Raw genomic sequence first — 18,044 nt, forward strand, 5'->3', positions numbered from 1 at the left:
AACTGGCCTGATTAAAGTTTCACTTTATACACCAAGTAATTCTTTTAGTTCGTCTGTTGATAGTTCAGTCATCCAACTATCGCTTGTGATGACCGCATTGTTTAGAGATTGTTTTCTTTCTAGCATTTCATCAATTTTTTCTTCTAATGTTCCTGTTGTAATGAGTTTGTGAACATGAACAAACCGTTTTTGACCAATGCGATATGCGCGGTCTGTTGCTTGATTTTCCACAGCTGGATTCCACCAACGATCGTAGTGAATGACATGGTTGGCAGCGGTTAAGTTTAGTCCTGTTCCGCCAGCTTTTAAGGACAAGATGAAAATGTCATACGTTCCATTTTGAAATTCCTCAATCATCTTGTCACGATCTTTTTTCGGTACACTACCGTTTAAGAAGAGGACACGCTGGCCGAATTTTTCTTCTAGCACACGTTTTAGCATGTTCCCCATGCCGATGTATTGAGTGAAGATGAGGCAACTTTCATCTTGATCCTTTATATTTTCGATGAGCTCCATTAACGTTTTTGTTTTCATGGAGCGTTCAACGACATTTTGTGGCTCTTCTTCTTTTAAATAAAGAGCAGGATGATTACAAATTTGTTTTAGCTTGTTCAGCATAAGCAATATAAAGCCGCGTCTTTCAATTCCGCTTAATCCTTCGACATTTTGCAGTGTATCTTGAACAAGTTGTTCATATAAGGAAGCTTGTTCACCAGTAAGAGGACAGTAAGCTTTTTGTTCTTGTTTATCTGGTAAATTTAATGCGACTGTTTGATCTTTCTTCGTTCGGCGCAGTAAAAATGGTGAGATAAACCGTTGAACTTGCTGGATTTTTCCTTCATCACGATCTTTTTCAATCGGTGTGACGAAGCGGCGCTGGAATTGCCCTAAGCTTCCGAGATATCCATGATTAATAAAGTCGAAAATGGACCAAAGTTCAGCGAGGCGATTTTCCATCGGTGTACCAGTTAAAGCGATTTTGTGATTTGCTTGCAAGTTTCGTACTGCTTTCGACTGTTTCGTATGTGGGTTCTTAATATTTTGTGCTTCATCCAAAATAACAGCATCCCAGCATAATGAAGTCAGTTCTTCCTCATCGAGCTGAGCCAATGCATAAGATGTTAATACAACATCTGCCGATTGAAGGAAATCTTCAAATAAATTCCCCTTATTTCTATTACTTCCGTAATGTAATTGAACACGTAAATTCGGTGCGAAACGCTCAAATTCTTTTTGCCAATTTCCAAGAACAGATGTCGGTGCTACGATTAATGCAGGGCCTGTTTTGAGATTGTTTTCTTTTATATATAGTAAGTAAGAGATTGTTTGAATACTTTTCCCGAGTCCCATATCGTCAGCTAGCAATGCTCCAAATCCAAGCTTTCGTAAATATAATAACCATTCAATACCGTGTTGTTGATACGGACGAAGTGTTGCGTTTAGTGAAGTAGGGACATCTACTTTGGGAATATCTCCAATATGAAGCAGCTTCTGGAAGAGTTCTTCATAATATCCATCTAGTTCGATTTCGATATCAGTAAACGGGCTATTATCTTCTACAATTTCTGTTTCAGCCGTATTCGATAAATGTTGCTGCAGGACATCTTTCATCTCTAGTCCGTATTTATCGGCACGGTTCATGAGTTTTCTTACTTCTTCGATAAAGGCTGGATCTAGTCGCATCCATTGACCGTTTATATTAAATAGACGTTTGTTTTGTTCAACGAGTTCGAAAAATTCGCTTTCCGATAAATCAATGCCGTTCGTCGAAATGCGCCAGTCAAAATTAACGAGCGTATTCATACCGAAGAACGATTGTGTTTGTGCTGTATTTTGCTTCAACTGAACACGTAATTTCGGTTTTGTTGCTTTTAAATTTTGCCACCATGATGGTAGTAAAATTGTAATGCCGGCTGCAAGTAATTCATTGCTTGCTTCTGTTAAGAAGTTCCACGCTTCGGTTTCAAAGAGCTCATTTCGGAACGTATCTCCTTCTTTTAACCACGGTATGAGCTTACTAAAACCTTCTTGTGTCTCTGTAATCCGTTCTTCGTAATCGTGCCATCTTTTCGGTAAGGAATCGATGTTTTCATATACATATATGCGATGCGCCCCGCGCTTTGGTGTCACAATTGTTTCAAGCTTCCACATTTCAAATTCTTCTTGTGGTTCTTGCAATCTTAGTCCGATTGTAAACGGAAGATCATCTTCAATATAACCAATTTTTCGAAGCCAATCTTCTTCATGTAGTGCTGTTTCCAATTGTCTTTTCGTAAAGTCGTAATGTTCATATAGTCTTTTGGCATCTTCCCAGCCGTCATTTGAGCGATTATCTTGTAATATGCTTTCATTAACTGCTGCTGAGAAAAGAGATGCTAATGTGTCATCTTCAATTGGTGTATTTTGAACTTTCCAAGATGGTTGTTTGGACCAATGATTCATAGCTGGTACGAAGCTACCACTCGTAAAGGCATCCCATAATTCATTTGCATCTTTCGTAAGGGCTGTAATAGGTCCGTTTATTTGCATATGTGCAAATGAATTCATCGGTTTGTTTGCAATGTATTCAAAGGCTTGTGCATTTGTTAGCAGCACACCTTGTTTTCCTTCGAAGGTTGCTTCTTTTAGAGAAGTACCGTAGAAAGAAGTGGAGTGCCATGTGAATGCATTTCGTTTCCAACTTGTTACGGATAATGGAGTACCGCTGTCATCTTCTCCCCAAAGGAACCAACCTTGACTAACATGCTGGAGCCTAATTGTTACTTCAGTTTGATTGATCATCGATTAATTTTCCTTTCCGTAATTCCTCTTGTAGTGCACGCAGACGTGAATGGAGATTGGCGATGTGAATAATGAAAGCATCCCATTCATCGGTGCGTTTTAATCGTTTATATAATGTGCGTAATTTCTTTAAGTAACGAACTGCGCGTTTATATGATTTACGATTTCGTTCTTCAATCGCCTCTACAGCAGCAAGATGGTAAAGAGGAAGTGCCGCTTCTGGCGCTTCTTTTTCAATATCTTTCAGTGGCTCTTTCAACAGTTCAATTGCTTCAAATCCATATAGGAGGTGAAGCTCTGCCCATGTGCGATACTGTTTTTTCGCAAGTACGTACTGTTCATAGTTTGTGAAACTATACGGTAATAGTTCTTGTAAGATCATTTCGAAACCAGCTTGTTCATTTGTATGTGTTGCATATGTTTCATACATGATTACAAATAGGCGAACGACATCTTTTATGAAAATCGTATTTTCGTGATCTTGGATTGTTTTCTTTACTTGTTTATACGTAAAGGAAAGCCAATTTTTCGCACGATCCCACTGCATGGCACTTAATAGTTCTTCTAACCAATAGAAGTATAGACTCACAACAGAAGCAGGCTGTTTTTTTAGTAAGTCCATCGCTAGTAGATCTTCGTCATTCAAAAAGAGAAGATGGGAAGACGCTAACGCTTTGGATAGTGGATTGATTTTCGTATCGATTCGTTTTTCTTCTTCTTGTATTTTCTCTTTATTGTTTAAAAGTTCACTCCATATGTGACGATAAATGAAAAATCGCTCTTGCGTATAAGTGTCGGTAGAGAAGAATACTTCATGAACGAGACGAGCTGTTTCTTGTAAAATTATTTCAGACTCTGAAGGAATCGCTTCTGATTGTAAGTCCCGAACGATGGATTCCACTTTGTCTACAAATAGGCGAATGACATTAACAGGTTGGTGATAAGAATACGTTTTGTTTGCGTCGAATGCCTGAATTTCTTCTAATAACTTTTGAAAGCAGTAAAGTGCTGCGTGTAACCTGAATAATTCATGTATCGCAATGACACGCGGAGCTTTCCGCTCAAGTTTCGTATAGAAATCTGTAAAGATACTCATAAGAAAATACATTTGTTTATAAGTAAGCCGAGCTTGTTCTTTTTTAAATGATTCATATTCTTTTTCAAAATACGATTGCCAACTTTTATAATCGGTTTCTTCAAAAGCTGATGATTGCAATACTTGTCTTGCAGTTCGAATAGGAGGAAGGGAAGGTTTCGTATTATTTTTAAATAAAGTTAATACATCTCCTACTTGCCCGAAACTAGACGCTGCAGATAGTAATACAGCAAGCATATGCTCACATTGTGTTGGTGCGAAGCAATCACAATAACTTTCAGCGACGTTACGAATCGGAATATGAACGCTATATACGTTGCCTTCCGCATCTACAGTTCCTGATAGTGTATAACCATCAAAGTCAACATTGTAGACAACACCACTACGATATAGGTGCCGAGCTGTAGCGACATGTTCCTGATCAGCTGTTTGCTGTGGATCTAGTCCTTGAACGAACTCATTCGCAATCATCATAATTTCATCTTTCGTAATTGAGTGTTGCAGCATAATATTCCTCCGTACACATATTTCTTTCCTTTACCATTATAAACAAAAAATGCTCAAAACAGAAAAAATGAAATTTGGATTACATAACTTGAAAATCATGGTAATATATAAAATGTTAATTTCGTATATGAATATATACGTATAGGAGGAGAAATGATTTGTCAGATTTACAGACGAAGTTAGGTAGTGGAATGAATAAGTTACAAGAAGGAATAGAACAAGGGAAAATGAAGTTGCAAGTTGCACAAGAAATTGCTCAATTGAAAAAGGGAATGCAAGTGCAAATGCAGAAAAAAGCAGAGGTTCTATTAGAGGTTGGACAGCAAGTGTACGTTCAATTAAGAGGAAATGGAGTAAATGAAGCGAGCTTAAAAGAAATGATTGCTCCAGTTCAAGAATTTGATGTAGCTATTTATCAAGCAAGAAAACGCATTGTTGAATTGCAAAAACAACAAGGTGAAAAAGCTACATGTGAATGTGGTGGACCTTTATCAATAAATGATAAGTTTTGTGGTTCGTGTGGAAAGCCTAACCCAATGTTAGCAGTAGAAAATGAAGGTGAAACGGTAAATTGTATTTCATGTAATGAGCATATCGATAAAAACTCTACTTACTGTCCAGTTTGTGGAATTAAGCAAAGTGGGGAGTGAATTAAATGTATTGTCGCACATGTGGAAAACAACATGGTGAAGAAGTAAATTATTGTCCAAATGAAGGTAGTATGGAGATTGCAGGAGCTATAGATGGAATAACATTAGAAAAAGATACTGCAAAATACTGCAAAGGTTGTGGCAATGAAAATGCTCAAAAAAATTTATATTGTCAAAAGTGTGGGTATTCTTTATTTGTTGCGAAGAAAAAAGAACAATCTGTAAAATTGCCTACAATGGATGGTGCTCCTAAAGTTGAATTTAAAGCAGATAAAGCCGTTTTACAAAAAGGTTTTATTGGTGGGGCTGTTGCAAGTATTCTCATGTTAATTGCTGGTTGGATTGGTAGTTTATTATTTGCTTCTATGTTAAGTGAGATGTTTAGCAAATTTGCGAAAGAATTAGAAATGTTGCCGAACTTTTATTCGAGTGCAACTTCTACGATGTTAAGTTATCAGTTACTTGGTTTTACAGCTAATGACGATAGTGGATTGATATTTTCTTTATCTTGGCATACTCCATTTACATTACTATTAATCATTCCATTTATTATTTTCGCTGGTACAGGAATTTGGTTAGGGAAGCAGCATGTTGCGAAAACGATTAAAGATCAAATTTTTATGGCATCAACAGTTGGTATTATTTATGGCGTCTTTTTATTCATTATAAGTTTTATAGCATCACAATCTTTTGCAATTCCATTCTCAGAAGCAGGTAAGATTACGGTTGGCTATTCAGCGATTAAGAGTTTATTGAGTGGTTTTGTATGTGGGACATTATTTACCTTATTAGGATTTATTGCTCATACAAGCAAAAACAATATGGCAGCAGCATTTCAAGAGTTAATGCCATATGGAGCGTCTGTTTATTACGGTGTTTCAGCTATGATAAAAGGACTTTTAGTAACAGCAGTAGCGGTTTGTATTATGGCGTTAGTAAGTAAGGAAGATGGTATTGAACCATTAAAAGAAATAACAACTTTAAAATCTGAAAGTACATTATTAGCATTAGAGTTAACACCTCAATTATGGAGTATGGCTCATTTTGCGCCGTTAGAAGTATCAAGTCCAGCACTTAGTAAGGAATTTACTGGAATTGGAAAGAAATCAAAAGCATATGAGAGCACACTATCGTTTTCATTTATATCAGGCGTCTCTGTAAATGGCGTAGAGCTCAGAGAGATATTGATTTCAAAAGGAGCAAATGAGGAAAGCCTTGCAGAATTTGATAAAGTGAATAACGTATTCCATTATGGTTTATTACTGCTTATTATTCCATTGTTCTTTATGTTTAGAGCGGGAAGAAAGTTAGCTAAATTACCGACTGCCAATATATATATTACATTAGCGGTATGCAGTGGTTCTTACACAATTATGATGATTGTAATGAATATGATTTCTAAGTTCCAAATTAATGTTTCAGGAACTGTAACAGGTTTATTTGGAACAAGTGGAACGGTATTATCTATGCAAAATTCATTTATATATTTAACTTTGTTTAGCTTGATTGTGACATATGTAGCAGCATTTGCTGGAATGAAATTAGCTAAAAAATAGGAGGAGAGCACGTTGAAGTTTTGTGGAACATGTAAAAAGAACGTTGCAGACCATTTGAACTTTTGTCCTGAGTGTGGGAGTAAAGTAGAAGTAATCGTTGATAACACTGCTGCTTCATATACAGAATTACAAAGCGAGACAAAACCAGTGAAAAGTAAGAAAAATGTATTTTTAATCATTGGTTTAGCTATTATTGTTATTTTATTATTTGGGGCATATAAATTTGGAGCATATAAGTTTTCAAAAGAAAAGCAAGTAAATGTAATGATTGAAGCATTCCAAAAGAAAGATATTAACGCAATTGATGAGTTTGTGAAAGCAAATGATTCAAGCTTAAAGATTAAGACGGAGGATATTAAAGCGTACATGCGTTATTTAAAAGAGAATCCTTCTTACAACAAACAATTGTTGTCTTATTTACAAAAAGAGACAGTAGATCAAAAGTTAACAAAAGATAAACCTGCATTTAAAGACGGGGAAATAGTAGAAGAGGGAAAAGAGTGGTTCTTATATCCAAAGTATAAGTTCAGCATTAAATCTTATTATATGAATGTAAGTAAAACTGCAAAGAATGCAGAAATATATGTGAATGACAAAAAAGAAACAGAGCTTTCTAGTGATAAAAATTCGAAAGAGTTGGGGCCATACTTCCCAGGTACATATGTTGTAAAGGCAACGGCGAAGACAGAACTTACTGAATTAGAAACAGAGAAAGAAGTAGATTTAGCGGATGAGCAGAGCGAGAAAGTGAAAATTGATTTATCGCTTGAAGGCAAGTATGTAAGCATTTCTTCTGATGAAAGTGATGCAACTGTATTTGTGAATGGGAAAAAACGTGGAAAATTAAATTATGGAAGTTATAAGCTTGGCCCTGTATCCACAGATGAAACAGTAGAAGTACATTTAGAGAAAACTACTGATTTTGGTGTGATGAAATCTGAAAGTGTTAAAATTGGAGACCAAAGCACGTATTACTTAAAATTCCCGAAAGAAACATCAAATTCAGCAGTGGGCGACTTTGTAAAAAATCATATTTATGATAACGTACGTGCAATTTCATTAAATGATTTTAGTTTAATTGAAAATAATTATGATAAGAGCGGGAAATCGTATAAGGAAGACCGTGATTATATACAGTATTTACACAAAAAAGGAATTACAGAAGACTTATTAACGATGGAAGTTCGTAATGTAGAGCGTCAAAGTGATACGAAATATAAAGTAACGACATATGAAGAGTACCATATTCGTTACGGTGATGGATCTGTGAAGTTCAAAAGTTTTAATAACGAACATATTGTAACTGTGAATGGAAATGGAAAGATGTTGTATCATTCTCTTGGTGCAAATAATACGTTGAAATCAGAAGATGTATCTGGTCCAACTCGTTAATATGAAAGAGGCTGTTCAATATTTGAACAGCCCCTTTTTGTAGCTAAATCGATATTTCGTGTCAAACCGTTGATATATCGTAAGTTATGATAGATATAATTGAAAAATCGTTGATATATTGCGATTTATGATAGATATATTCGAAAAATCGTTGATATATTTTTCTTAAATTGTGTTCACGAAGGGAAAATAAAAAGGATATCACTTAGCCGAAAAATCCGGCGAGGTGATATCTTTTTTTACGATTATGAGTGCGTTTCCTTTAATATCGCTTGTACATACGGATCATGTAATATTTGCTCTATAATTGGCAACATATTTTGTTCAAATGGAATGTCGATAGGAAATGGTTTTTGAGAGCCTGGTTTTATTCCATATTGCACAATTTTGTAATGTGTATTGTTTTCAGACTTGAGCACAATTAACTTATAGCGATTATCATCGCCAGCGAGTGAGAAATCAATAGAAGTAGCGTTATATGTTACTTCATCTTTATATATGTACGGCTTTGGCGTACCAATCCAGTCTACTTTTGCTTGTACATTCATGGGCATAGCCTCCTTATATGTATTATAAATAAATAAAAGCCAGCTCTCAATAAAGAGAACCGGCTTGTAATTTAGCAGTCATTGGTTATTTTAAAATTTTCACTTTAACAGTTTTGCGTCCCCATTTTTGAGCAGCGCTATCTGATCCAAGTAAGATGTCGATACGGTTACCTTTAATTGCACCACCAGTATCTCCAGCGATAGCTTCTCCGTAACCTTCTACCCATACTTTAGATCCTAATGGGATTACTTTCGGGTCAACAGCGATCATTTTCATGTTTGGATTCGCAGTTAAATCATGACCCATTGCAGTTAATACACGGCCGCCATATGTGCCACCGTTTTCGCTCGGGTGAGCTGTATATGCTGTAGCTACAACTGTTAACTCACGACCACCAGATGGTGTGCTAGTTTCAGCAGCTTTCACAGCAGGCTTAGCAGCTGGTTTTGCTTGTGCTGCAGGTGCTGCAGGTGCTTGAGCCTTAGCTGGTGCTTCAGCTTTAGCAGGAACAGTCGTTTCTTGTTTCTCAATTACAGGTGCTGTACCTGTTAAGAAAGGAACATGAACATAAGCTGTTTTCCCGTTATATTCAAATTGTAACCACTCATTTTGTACTTGGTTCGTTGTTTCGATTACATCGTCTTTCTTCAACTTTCCAAGAATTTCTGAGTTTGTGTTCGCTTCAGCACGTACGTTTAATACGTTAGCTGTTACGTAGTAGATGCTTTTTGTGAACTCTGCACTTACGAATGCGTCTTTACCGTCTAAAGTAACTTTTGACCATCCGTTCTCTGTATTTTGAACATCTATCTTATTACCGTTTAGTAATTTACCGACAACTTTTGATTCCGTAGTAGGGTTTTCGCGTACGTTTAGTACGTCTGTTGTTACAACAGTTTCTGCATTAGCAGATGATGTGAAAATCCCAAGACCAAAAACTGCTGCTGTTGCTATACCAATTAATTTTTTCATGATAGCCTCCATTGCGTTTGTTTTCGTGTCCTCATTATAGCAACAGATTTTTTCGGATTTGGGGAAAACACACAATTACAAACCATTCGTAATAAGTCGTTAACATCCTGTAATATAACAAAAAATATAGGAAAGCGTTTTTCATTCTATATGACTCATAGGTTTCTAGTTATATTCAAAATATTTAATACAACATGTTTTTTTCGACGTAAATAAGAATATTACAGGGATGTTACATGATGTTTACTAAATGATTACATTCCTTGAGTATTTTACCGTTTTATGGGTAATATAGTTATATAAACATAAACATTTTGTTTGTGAAGCTATAAACACGTGCTATATACTAGCAAAAAAACCGCATAATTGTTACAAAACGAAAGGGTTGCAAGGAAGAACTTTGCCCTTTTTTACATATGTAACACATCCTTTTTTAGGAAAATACATTCCTATCCGCGTTTTTCTCACACAATTTGACAGCAGTATTTCTAACTTGTAGCTCTTGCAGAGTGAAAAGGTTATACGAAAGGTAAGGCTGTCCATAAGAATTCGAATTGGTGAAGGTGAAAGTAAGAAAATCACCGCAAAATTATAGTTTTCTATCCGATTTTACATATCGGAATTTATGTTATTTACAAAAACGAAACCTACGAAGGGGGATTTGATGAGGAAACTGACAAAAACATTCATCGTTTCATTAACATTATGTATTGCATTTACAATTTGGGGGATTATTCCCGAATCTATTATTGGAAAAGGTAGCTTAGGAAATGTAACAACCGCAATTCAAACTGCATTAGTTAGTAAGTTTGGATGGTTTTATATTATTTCCGTTTCTATTATTTTAGGTGTATCTATCTTTTTAATTGTTTCGAAATACGGTTCTATTCGTTTAGGTAAAGATGATGACGAACCTGATTATAGTTATATGACATGGTTTGCTATGTTATTTAGTGCTGGTATGGGTATTGGCTTAGTTTTCTGGGGCGTTGCCGAACCATTAAACCATTTATACGCACCTCCGTTTGGGGATAGTGCAACTGAGGAAAGTGCGCGCCTTGCACTGCGTTTTTCATTTTTCCATTGGGGATTACATCCTTGGGGACTATATGCGTTTGTAGCGTTATGTATTGCTTACTTTACCTTTAGAAAAGGAAAAGCAAGTACGATTAGTGCGACAGTAGGCCCGTTATTTAAGGGCGGGGAACACGGGCGTATTGCTCATTCATTTGATGTGTTAGCTGTTTTCGCAACTGTGTTTGGTGTTGCAACATCATTAGGTCTCGGTGCAAAACAAATTGCAGGTGGTGTTAGTTATTTAACATCTATCCCGAACTCATTAACGACTCAGTTAGTTATTATTGCAATCGTAACAGTATTATTTATGTTATCTGCGCAAACAGGTCTTGATAAAGGAATTAAATATTTAAGTAATACGAATATTATTTTTGCGTTTGCACTTATGATTATTGTATTATTTGCGGGTCCAACAAACTTTATTATGAATTACTTCACTTCAACAATAGGTTCTTATATTCAGGAATTACCAAGCATGAGCTTCCGTTTAAGTCCATTAGACGAAGGTGGAAACCAATGGATTCAATCGTGGACAATTTTCTATTGGGCATGGTGGATTGCATGGTCACCATTCGTAGGTACGTTTATTGCTCGTGTTTCACGAGGTCGTACGATTCGTGAGTTTGTTATCGGTGTGTTACTTGTGCCGACCGTAATTGGTGCACTTTGGTTCTCTGTGTTCGGCGGTACTGGTATTCATATGGAGCTGTTTGGTGATGCACATATCTTCGACAAAGTGAAAGAAATGGGAACAGAAGTAGGATTATTCGCTATGTTCGATCAGATGGGCAGCTTTGGATCAGCTTTATCGGTTTTAGGTATTTTACTTATTGCAACATTCTTTATTACATCTGCAGACTCTGCAACATTCGTTTTAGGGATGTTAACGACACATGGTAGTTTAAACCCACCAAATCGTATTAAAATGATTTGGGGTATCGTTCTAGCCGCGATAGCTTCTACGCTATTATATATTGGCGGATTAGAAGCCTTACAAACGGCAGCTATCATTGCAGCATTCCCGTTCGTCTTTGTTATTTTCTTTATGATGGCAGCATTATTTAAAGAGTTACAAAAAGAAGGACGTATGAAGCGTCATTAATAATAGAAGGAAAAGAGCTGATTTCATATCAGCTCTTTTTTTATCCCTCTATTTGCTGAGCAGTAAGAACCCCACCTCAAAATTCAACAAAAGCAAATAAGTCGAGCTGCTTGTAAAAGCCCGATTGGTGATGGCTAATGAAAGTTTCACTTTATATAGAAGGAATTTGAAATGCAGGTAGGGGAAATAAAATACTTTACCATATAAGTAGTATGCCTTTTATACGAAGAAAAAACGATAGGTTTCGACAATATTCGATACCTTACGAATTCTATTCGTATTTTTGTCAAAAATATGTCGGAAATGTGTTGTCACGTTTATATATATGTGCTATATTATTTCCTGTAAGCGATTTCAAATAGTTTTAAAGCGCATTCAAGGGGGACATCTAGAATAATGAAACGTTACGAAAGAAAGTGGAAGCATATTTGTTTGAAACGTGTGGCACATCGTAGTGTCCAAGAAAGCACGGAACCTAAGACTGAAACGCGCAAAGAACAGCAAGAGAAGCAATTGGTTCTACAAAAATAGCAATCACTTTTTCGTATATAAATGAAGGTCGATCGTTCGTTGGGGGATGGACGTGAAATTACTTTCAGCTAAGGGGTATTGTCTGATATATAATTTATACGGCAATAAATAAGCACAGAGCATACGGCGCTCTGTGCTTATTTTTATTTATCTTTTTTAAATCGAACTGTCTTATCCCAGCCAATGACCTGTTTCTTGCTCTTCGCACGTAAGTATAAGATTAAGCTGCGAATAAATAAGTACGTAAAGAGCTGTGCGTACGTAAAGTACATAATAACGCTAATAAAAATATTAGTCGGTGTAAAGGTTCGTTCGACACTCTGGGCACTAAATAATTGAGAAACATATGTAATATATGCGACATACCACATAAATAGTAGCGGAATGCTATATTGAATTTGGAATATCCCGAGTAGCCCAATTACAAACCAAACGTTCGAAATGATTAGGAATAGCCAAAATACAACATACACTAGAACTTGTTGTAAGGAATGGACGAGAAGTTTTCCTTTAAAGAAACTTAATGATGAGAACATTTTTTCTAAAATGTATAAATTCCCTTGGAGCCAACGTGTACGTTGTTTAATAAGGATTTTTAAATGCTCTGGTTCTTGTTCCCAAGTAACTGATTCTGGGACGATTGGTAAGAGATAACCTTTTTGTGTAATTCGTAATGTTAATTCGGCATCTTCTGCAATTGCATAAGGGTCATAGCCACCAAGCTCTTCTAGTGCAGAGCGACGAAGAAGCATGTTTGTTCCTGTCAGTGAGCCTGTTTGGAATAGTAACCAGCGTCCAGATTGCATAAGGAGCTGGAAGATTTGAAATTCTAGCGAAATCATTCGCGTCAGCCAGTTTCTTTTTTCGTTTACTGTACGAACATGTCCAACAGCCCCAACAGCATCTTCAGTTGTTTCAGCGTGCTCTACAAGCATTCGCAGTGCGTGTGGTTCAGGTTGGTTATCTGCATCGTACACACAGAAGTATTCACCATCTGAAATACTAAGGCCGTAGTTTAATACGCGTGATTTACCCTTCGGTTCACCGGACGGAACACGAATGTGACGAATGTGGGCATAAGCTTTGTCGAAATCATCGCCGATTTCAGGTGTTTCATCTTGAGAGTTATCATTTAATAGATAAATGGTTATCTTTCCTGGATATTCAATCTTCGCCATTGCCTCTAAAGTATCTTTAATAACGACCCCTTCATTATGAGCAGGGATGAAAATATCAACGCTCGGATAATGTTCTAGCGTACGATCTTTTCGTTTACTATTTCGGTGAATTAAGCCCGCGATTGTTAAGAAAGAGTAGTAAACGAGTAAGCCAGAGAATAGAAAGGCCGTAAAAATAAGAACATATTTAATTGAAAATGTGATACTGATCCAAAAAACGAGTACGCAAAACAGAAGAAATAAAAGAAGTATAACGAGAGTCATCATAACAATGTCTGTCCTTTGTTTCCAATTTGCTCACGTGAAATTTTTATATCTCGGATTGCTTCAGCTGCAAGCCATTGCTCCATTTTTGGCTTTAGGCGGTTCATTACAATATCAGCACCAGCTTCATTTGTGTTTTGTAATAAAATAACTAGCGTATTATTATCATATTCAGCAGCAAGGTCAAAATCATTCCTTACGGTTTCAACTAATAAGGAAGCTACACGGTCCATAACACTTTCCTTCGTATATTTACTAAAGGAAGTGAAATCAAAGTAAACAATAATGCCTGTTTCGTTACGACGATTCATTGCAGTCGTTAATAACGCTTGGCGTCTCTCGAATTCTTGTCTCGTTAGTAATTTTGATTCTCCAATATATTGTTCCAACGTTCTCACACGCTCAGTCAAAGTTTTATTTTCATGAATCACTTTTTTCAATAGGTGAGTTGTTATGTATACAATGAAGAAGTTAGCTGCCATCAGGAAGTGGGTAATCATATATTGCCATTGAACTGATGTACTCCATAAATGAAGCCATGCTTCATAAAATAAATAAAATACGGAAATGATGGTTCCTAGTATGAAGAAAATAAATGCTGTTTTGTCAGCTAAAAATAAGAATAGTACATTTATGATTACGTATATTATTGTAAAAATGAGCGCATGCTCATAATTCGTCACATGTACAGTAGTAAAATAAAATACAATTTGTAGAATCCACATAGAGAGGATTTTATAGAACTTATCTTTCACAAAACTTTCCTCCTTAAAGCTATTTCATCCATAGATACTTGTAGTATGCGCAATTATTAAGAAATTGACTATGTCGTTAAATTCTTTTGAAGGGCAACAACAAGTAGTATTTCTATTTTCATCAGAAAAATAAAAAGATCTAAACATTATTGTATCATAATGTTCTTATATTTGGGATAAGGTGGTTGATAGATATATATAATACGTTTGGATTGCATGAAAAAAGTCTTCTCTTGGAGAAAGAGAAGACTCTATATAAGTTTATAGGAACATCATACCTGCAACTGCTGCGTTTAAGAAGTTCGCTAATGTACCAGCGATAACTGCTTTAATCCCTAATTGTGCAATTTGTTTACGGCGAGTAGGAGCTAAAGTTCCTGTTACACCTAATTGAATTGCGATAGAAGAGAAGTTTGCGAATCCACAGATTGCAAATGTTAAAATTAGATTTGTTTTGTCAGAGAACTCTGCCATGTGTGGCCCTAAGTTTGCGTATGCAACGAATTCGTTAATTGCAAGTTTTTGACCGATAAAGCTTGCTGCTTGTACAGCTTCACCTGGAGAAACACCGATTAAGATTGCAAATGGTGATAATAAGTAACCGAAGATTAAATCAAGGCTAAGTTTAATATCGAACCAAGAACCAACCCATCCTAATAATCCATTTAATAAAGCGATTAATGCGATGAAAGCCATTAACATTGCTGCTACGTTAATAACAAGTTGCATACCTTCAGATGCACCGCGTGCAGCTGCATCGATAACGTTTGCATCTTCACGTTCTGTAGAAAGTTCAACGTTATTATCTACTTTTTCTGTCTCTGGCATGATTAGTTTTGCAATTAATAAGCTTGATGGAGCTGCCATAATTGCAGCTGCTAATAAGTGCTCTAACGGAATACCCATTGCTGCATAGCCGACAAGAACGGATCCAGCAACAGCTGTCATACCGCTTACCATAATAGTGAAGAATTCACTATTTGTTAAGCGTGCTAAGTAAGGTTTAATTAAAATTGGAGCTTCAGTTTGTCCTAAAAATACAGTCGTTACTGAGTTTAAGCTTTCTGCTTTAGAAGTTCCAAGAAGTTTACTTAATGCACCACCAACGACGCTAACAAATTTCTGCATAATACCGAAATGATATAAGATTGCTACTAATGAACTAATAAATACAATTGGAAGTAGTGCTTGAATAAAGAATACAAATCCCCAAGGTCCTTTTGCGTTGACTAAATCCCCAGCAACGAACTTAATTCCCTCGTAAGAAAAATTAATTAATCCTTGAACACCGTCAGCAGCGTGTTTTAAACCTGCTTTACCAGCATCCCATCGTAATACGATAAATGAAAATGACATTTGTAATGCTAGCGCAATTAAAATTGTGCGCCAATTAATAGCTTTGCGGTTAGAAGATAGTAAGAAAGCAATTGCTAATACTCCAATCACGCCGCCAATTCCCCATAAAAGATTCATGCAGTGTATGCTCCTTCCTCATAGTAAAAAAAGTGTATAAACCAGTTGTCTATACTTTTGCGAATATACATCTTAAGTAACTTATCATAATGGACATCGGAGGTCAAACGTCTAACGAAAAGTTTAAATAAAAAGAAAATTCTTCAAAAAAACACATATGAAATGAATGGACATGAAATAGGTTATGTTTTTTATGAGAATATATACATTATGATAACGTTATGGATTATTTTTGCAGAATAAAGTGTATGAAATGGAAGAATAGATACATTATTTTTATAGAGAGAAGGTAGGAGAAAGGGAGTAATATGTTGAACTCATAGCAAAAAGCCTTCTAGTAAACTAGAAGGCTTGGAAACTATTAATTAAGGTGCTTTCGTGTATCCTAAGAAGTGGCTCTTCCAATAAGAGTTACTTAATGAAGCGATTGCTACACCTTTATCTCCAGCTTGGATAAATGATCCGCCCCCAAGGTAAATACCCATGTGAGAAGGACCTGATTTATAAGTGTTTTGGAAATAAATTAAGTCACCTGGTTGTGGATTTGAAGTTTGTGGTAGGCTACTCCAATATCCCGCAACACTTTGACGGCTAATGTTATGACCAAATTTCTTAAATACGTGGTAGATGTAGCCACTGCAGTCTACGCCGTTAGCAGAAGTTCCGCCCCAAACGTATGGTACACCTTGCATTGATTTTGCATATGCAAGTACGGAAGAACTGTCGCCACTATTATTGCCTGTATTATTATTGTTGTTATTGTTTTGATTGTTATTTTGGTTATTGTTAGGCTTATTATCTACTGTGCCTCCAACTGGTGTTTTAGATAGGTAACGTGTTCCGATATAACCATTTTGACCGTTGTAGTTAATTTTGCTCCATCCAGAGTTTTCAGAGATTACTTGAACCTTCTGACCTTGTGGAAGTGCGCCTATGATTCTATAATTTGTACCTTCGCCGCTACGTACATTTAGTGCAGAAGCATTAATGTAATAGTCGCCAATTGCACCTTGGTTAGGTTTTTCAGGTTGTTTTGGTTGCTCAGGAGTAGTAGTGCCACCTTTAACGAATTTTACAAATTCGCTACTAACAAAGCCTGTTTTTCCTTGGTAATTTACTTTAAACCAACCGTTTTCAGATCCAACTACGTTTAATGTTGTACCGTTTAAAACGCCACCAATTACACTATGGTAAGCGGCAGGGCCTGTACGAACACGTAAAGATGTAGCGTTAACTACGTAAGAACCACCAGTTTGAATAGTTCCATTATTATTGTTTTGCTCTTGTTTGTTGCCTTCTGTAACGTTTTCGTTAGAACCGCCTTTTGTTACGTAGTCTTTGCTTATATAAGCAGTTTGTCCTGCGTAATTGATTTTGAACCAATCTTGAACTTCGCCAACAACTTGTACTACTTGTCCTTTTGTAACAGAACCTACAGTTGTGTGAGAAGTGCTAGGACCTGTACGAACGCGAAGGGAAGATACATTTACTGTATAGTTTCCGCTTGCTGGTTTTACTTCTTGGTTGTTATTATTCGTATTGTTGTTTGAAGAACCCCCATTAGAAGAAACGCCAGATACGAATTCGCCACTTACATAACCTACTTGTCCATTATGGTTAATTTTCACCCAACCATTTTCTTGTCCAATTACGTTTAATGTTTGTCCTTCATATACACGTCCAGAAACAGAACTAGATGTGTTAGGAGCTGTACGTACACGTAATACATCAGCAGTAACTTTATTGTTTCCACCTGTGCTTACATTGTTGTTTGCTGCTCCACTTTTTGATACAAATTCGCCACTAACAAAGCCTGTTTGTCCGTTAATGTTAATTTTGAACCAACCATTTTCTTCGCCAATCACGTTTAATGATTGACCGTTATAAACGCGTGAGATGATGTCGTGAGAAGTGCTTGATCCCGCACGAACATGTAAGACGCTCGCGTTTACCTTATAAGATGAGCTGTTTGACGCAGAAGCTTGGACAGTTGTAGCAGCTTTTTGTGTATTTTGTTCAGGTGCAGCTTGAACACTATCAAGTGTAGGTGCTGCTCCTCCTGCTACAGACACTGCCGCAAGACCGGCAAGATACTTTTTCATAATTTGTCGATTCCTTTCTGTCTGTAATGTAGTGAAGAAATATTTACCAACTGTTAAAA

12 protein-coding genes are annotated in these 18,044 nt (G+C 36.4%); 4 read left to right on the plus strand and 8 right to left on the minus strand.

What is annotated here, in order from left to right:
- Positions 1-24: 24 nt before the first annotated feature.
- Both AC1Q8L_RS20555 and AC1Q8L_RS20560 read right to left on the minus strand, forming a co-directional pair.
- Positions 25-2,781 (minus strand): DEAD/DEAH box helicase, encoded by a 2,757-nt coding sequence (locus AC1Q8L_RS20555; protein ID WP_098311967.1) that lies wholly within the window; start codon positions 2,779-2,781, stop codon positions 25-27.
- On the minus strand, positions 2,765-4,384 hold the full coding sequence (locus AC1Q8L_RS20560) for an SWIM zinc finger family protein (protein WP_000939149.1): 1,620 nt from the start codon (positions 4,382-4,384) through the stop codon (positions 2,765-2,767). Before AC1Q8L_RS20560 ends, AC1Q8L_RS20555 begins: the two co-directional genes overlap by 17 nt.
- A 158-nt stretch (positions 4,385-4,542) precedes the next feature.
- Here AC1Q8L_RS20560 and AC1Q8L_RS20565 point away from each other — a divergent pair, with 158 nt between their 5' ends.
- The 3 genes from AC1Q8L_RS20565 to AC1Q8L_RS20575 are packed head-to-tail and all read left to right on the plus strand — an operon-like array spanning position 4,543 to position 7,982.
- Positions 4,543-5,034: a zinc ribbon domain-containing protein gene (locus AC1Q8L_RS20565; protein WP_001281749.1), complete on the plus strand. Its 492-nt coding sequence runs from the start codon at positions 4,543-4,545 to the stop codon at positions 5,032-5,034.
- 5 nt (positions 5,035-5,039) lie between these two features.
- The gene (locus AC1Q8L_RS20570) at positions 5,040-6,590 is read left to right on the plus strand and encodes a zinc ribbon domain-containing protein (protein WP_000271655.1); all 1,551 of its coding nucleotides are present in this window, start codon (positions 5,040-5,042) and stop codon (positions 6,588-6,590) included.
- A gap of 12 nt (positions 6,591-6,602) precedes the next feature.
- Positions 6,603-7,982, plus strand: coding sequence for a zinc ribbon domain-containing protein (locus AC1Q8L_RS20575; RefSeq protein ID WP_098311966.1), 1,380 nt, complete (start codon positions 6,603-6,605; stop codon positions 7,980-7,982).
- Positions 7,983-8,227: 245 nt separating this feature from the next.
- On the opposite strand, the gene AC1Q8L_RS20580 is transcribed toward AC1Q8L_RS20575, so the two are convergent.
- Together AC1Q8L_RS20580 and AC1Q8L_RS20585 are read right to left on the minus strand one after the other, a co-directional pair.
- Complete coding sequence (locus AC1Q8L_RS20580; RefSeq protein ID WP_001102539.1) at positions 8,228-8,530, minus strand: DUF3910 family protein; 303 nt, start codon at positions 8,528-8,530, stop codon at positions 8,228-8,230.
- 85 nt (positions 8,531-8,615) lie between these two features.
- Positions 8,616-9,503, minus strand: coding sequence for a cell wall-binding protein EntA (locus tag AC1Q8L_RS20585; RefSeq protein WP_000733342.1), 888 nt, complete (start codon positions 9,501-9,503; stop codon positions 8,616-8,618).
- A gap of 664 nt (positions 9,504-10,167) precedes the next feature.
- On the opposite strand from AC1Q8L_RS20585, the gene opuD reads away from it, so the two are divergent.
- Positions 10,168-11,682, plus strand: coding sequence for a glycine betaine transporter OpuD (gene opuD, locus AC1Q8L_RS20590; RefSeq protein ID WP_001229103.1), 1,515 nt, complete (start codon positions 10,168-10,170; stop codon positions 11,680-11,682).
- Between the two features lie 674 nt (positions 11,683-12,356).
- Here the strand turns inward: opuD and AC1Q8L_RS20595 are convergent.
- The 4 genes from AC1Q8L_RS20595 to AC1Q8L_RS20610 form a co-directional block, all read right to left on the minus strand.
- Complete coding sequence (locus AC1Q8L_RS20595) at positions 12,357-13,658, minus strand: glycosyltransferase family 2 protein (protein WP_000988748.1); 1,302 nt, start codon at positions 13,656-13,658, stop codon at positions 12,357-12,359.
- Positions 13,655-14,410 carry a dGTP triphosphohydrolase gene (locus tag AC1Q8L_RS20600; protein ID WP_492339486.1) on the minus strand — a complete coding sequence of 252 codons (756 nt, stop codon included), beginning with the start codon at positions 14,408-14,410 and terminating at the stop codon, positions 13,655-13,657. Before AC1Q8L_RS20600 ends, AC1Q8L_RS20595 begins: the two co-directional genes overlap by 4 nt.
- Before the next feature lie 261 nt (positions 14,411-14,671).
- Positions 14,672-15,883 (minus strand): NupC/NupG family nucleoside CNT transporter, encoded by a 1,212-nt coding sequence (locus AC1Q8L_RS20605; RefSeq protein WP_001051020.1) that lies wholly within the window; start codon positions 15,881-15,883, stop codon positions 14,672-14,674.
- Between the two features lie 365 nt (positions 15,884-16,248).
- A complete protein-coding gene (locus AC1Q8L_RS20610) occupies positions 16,249-17,985 on the minus strand; it encodes a C40 family peptidase (protein WP_025118412.1) in 1,737 nt (578 codons plus the stop codon).
- Between the last annotated feature and the right edge of the window lie 59 nt (positions 17,986-18,044).

It is taken from the genome of Bacillus sp. GW823-FHT06A11 (genome assembly GCF_058795355.1).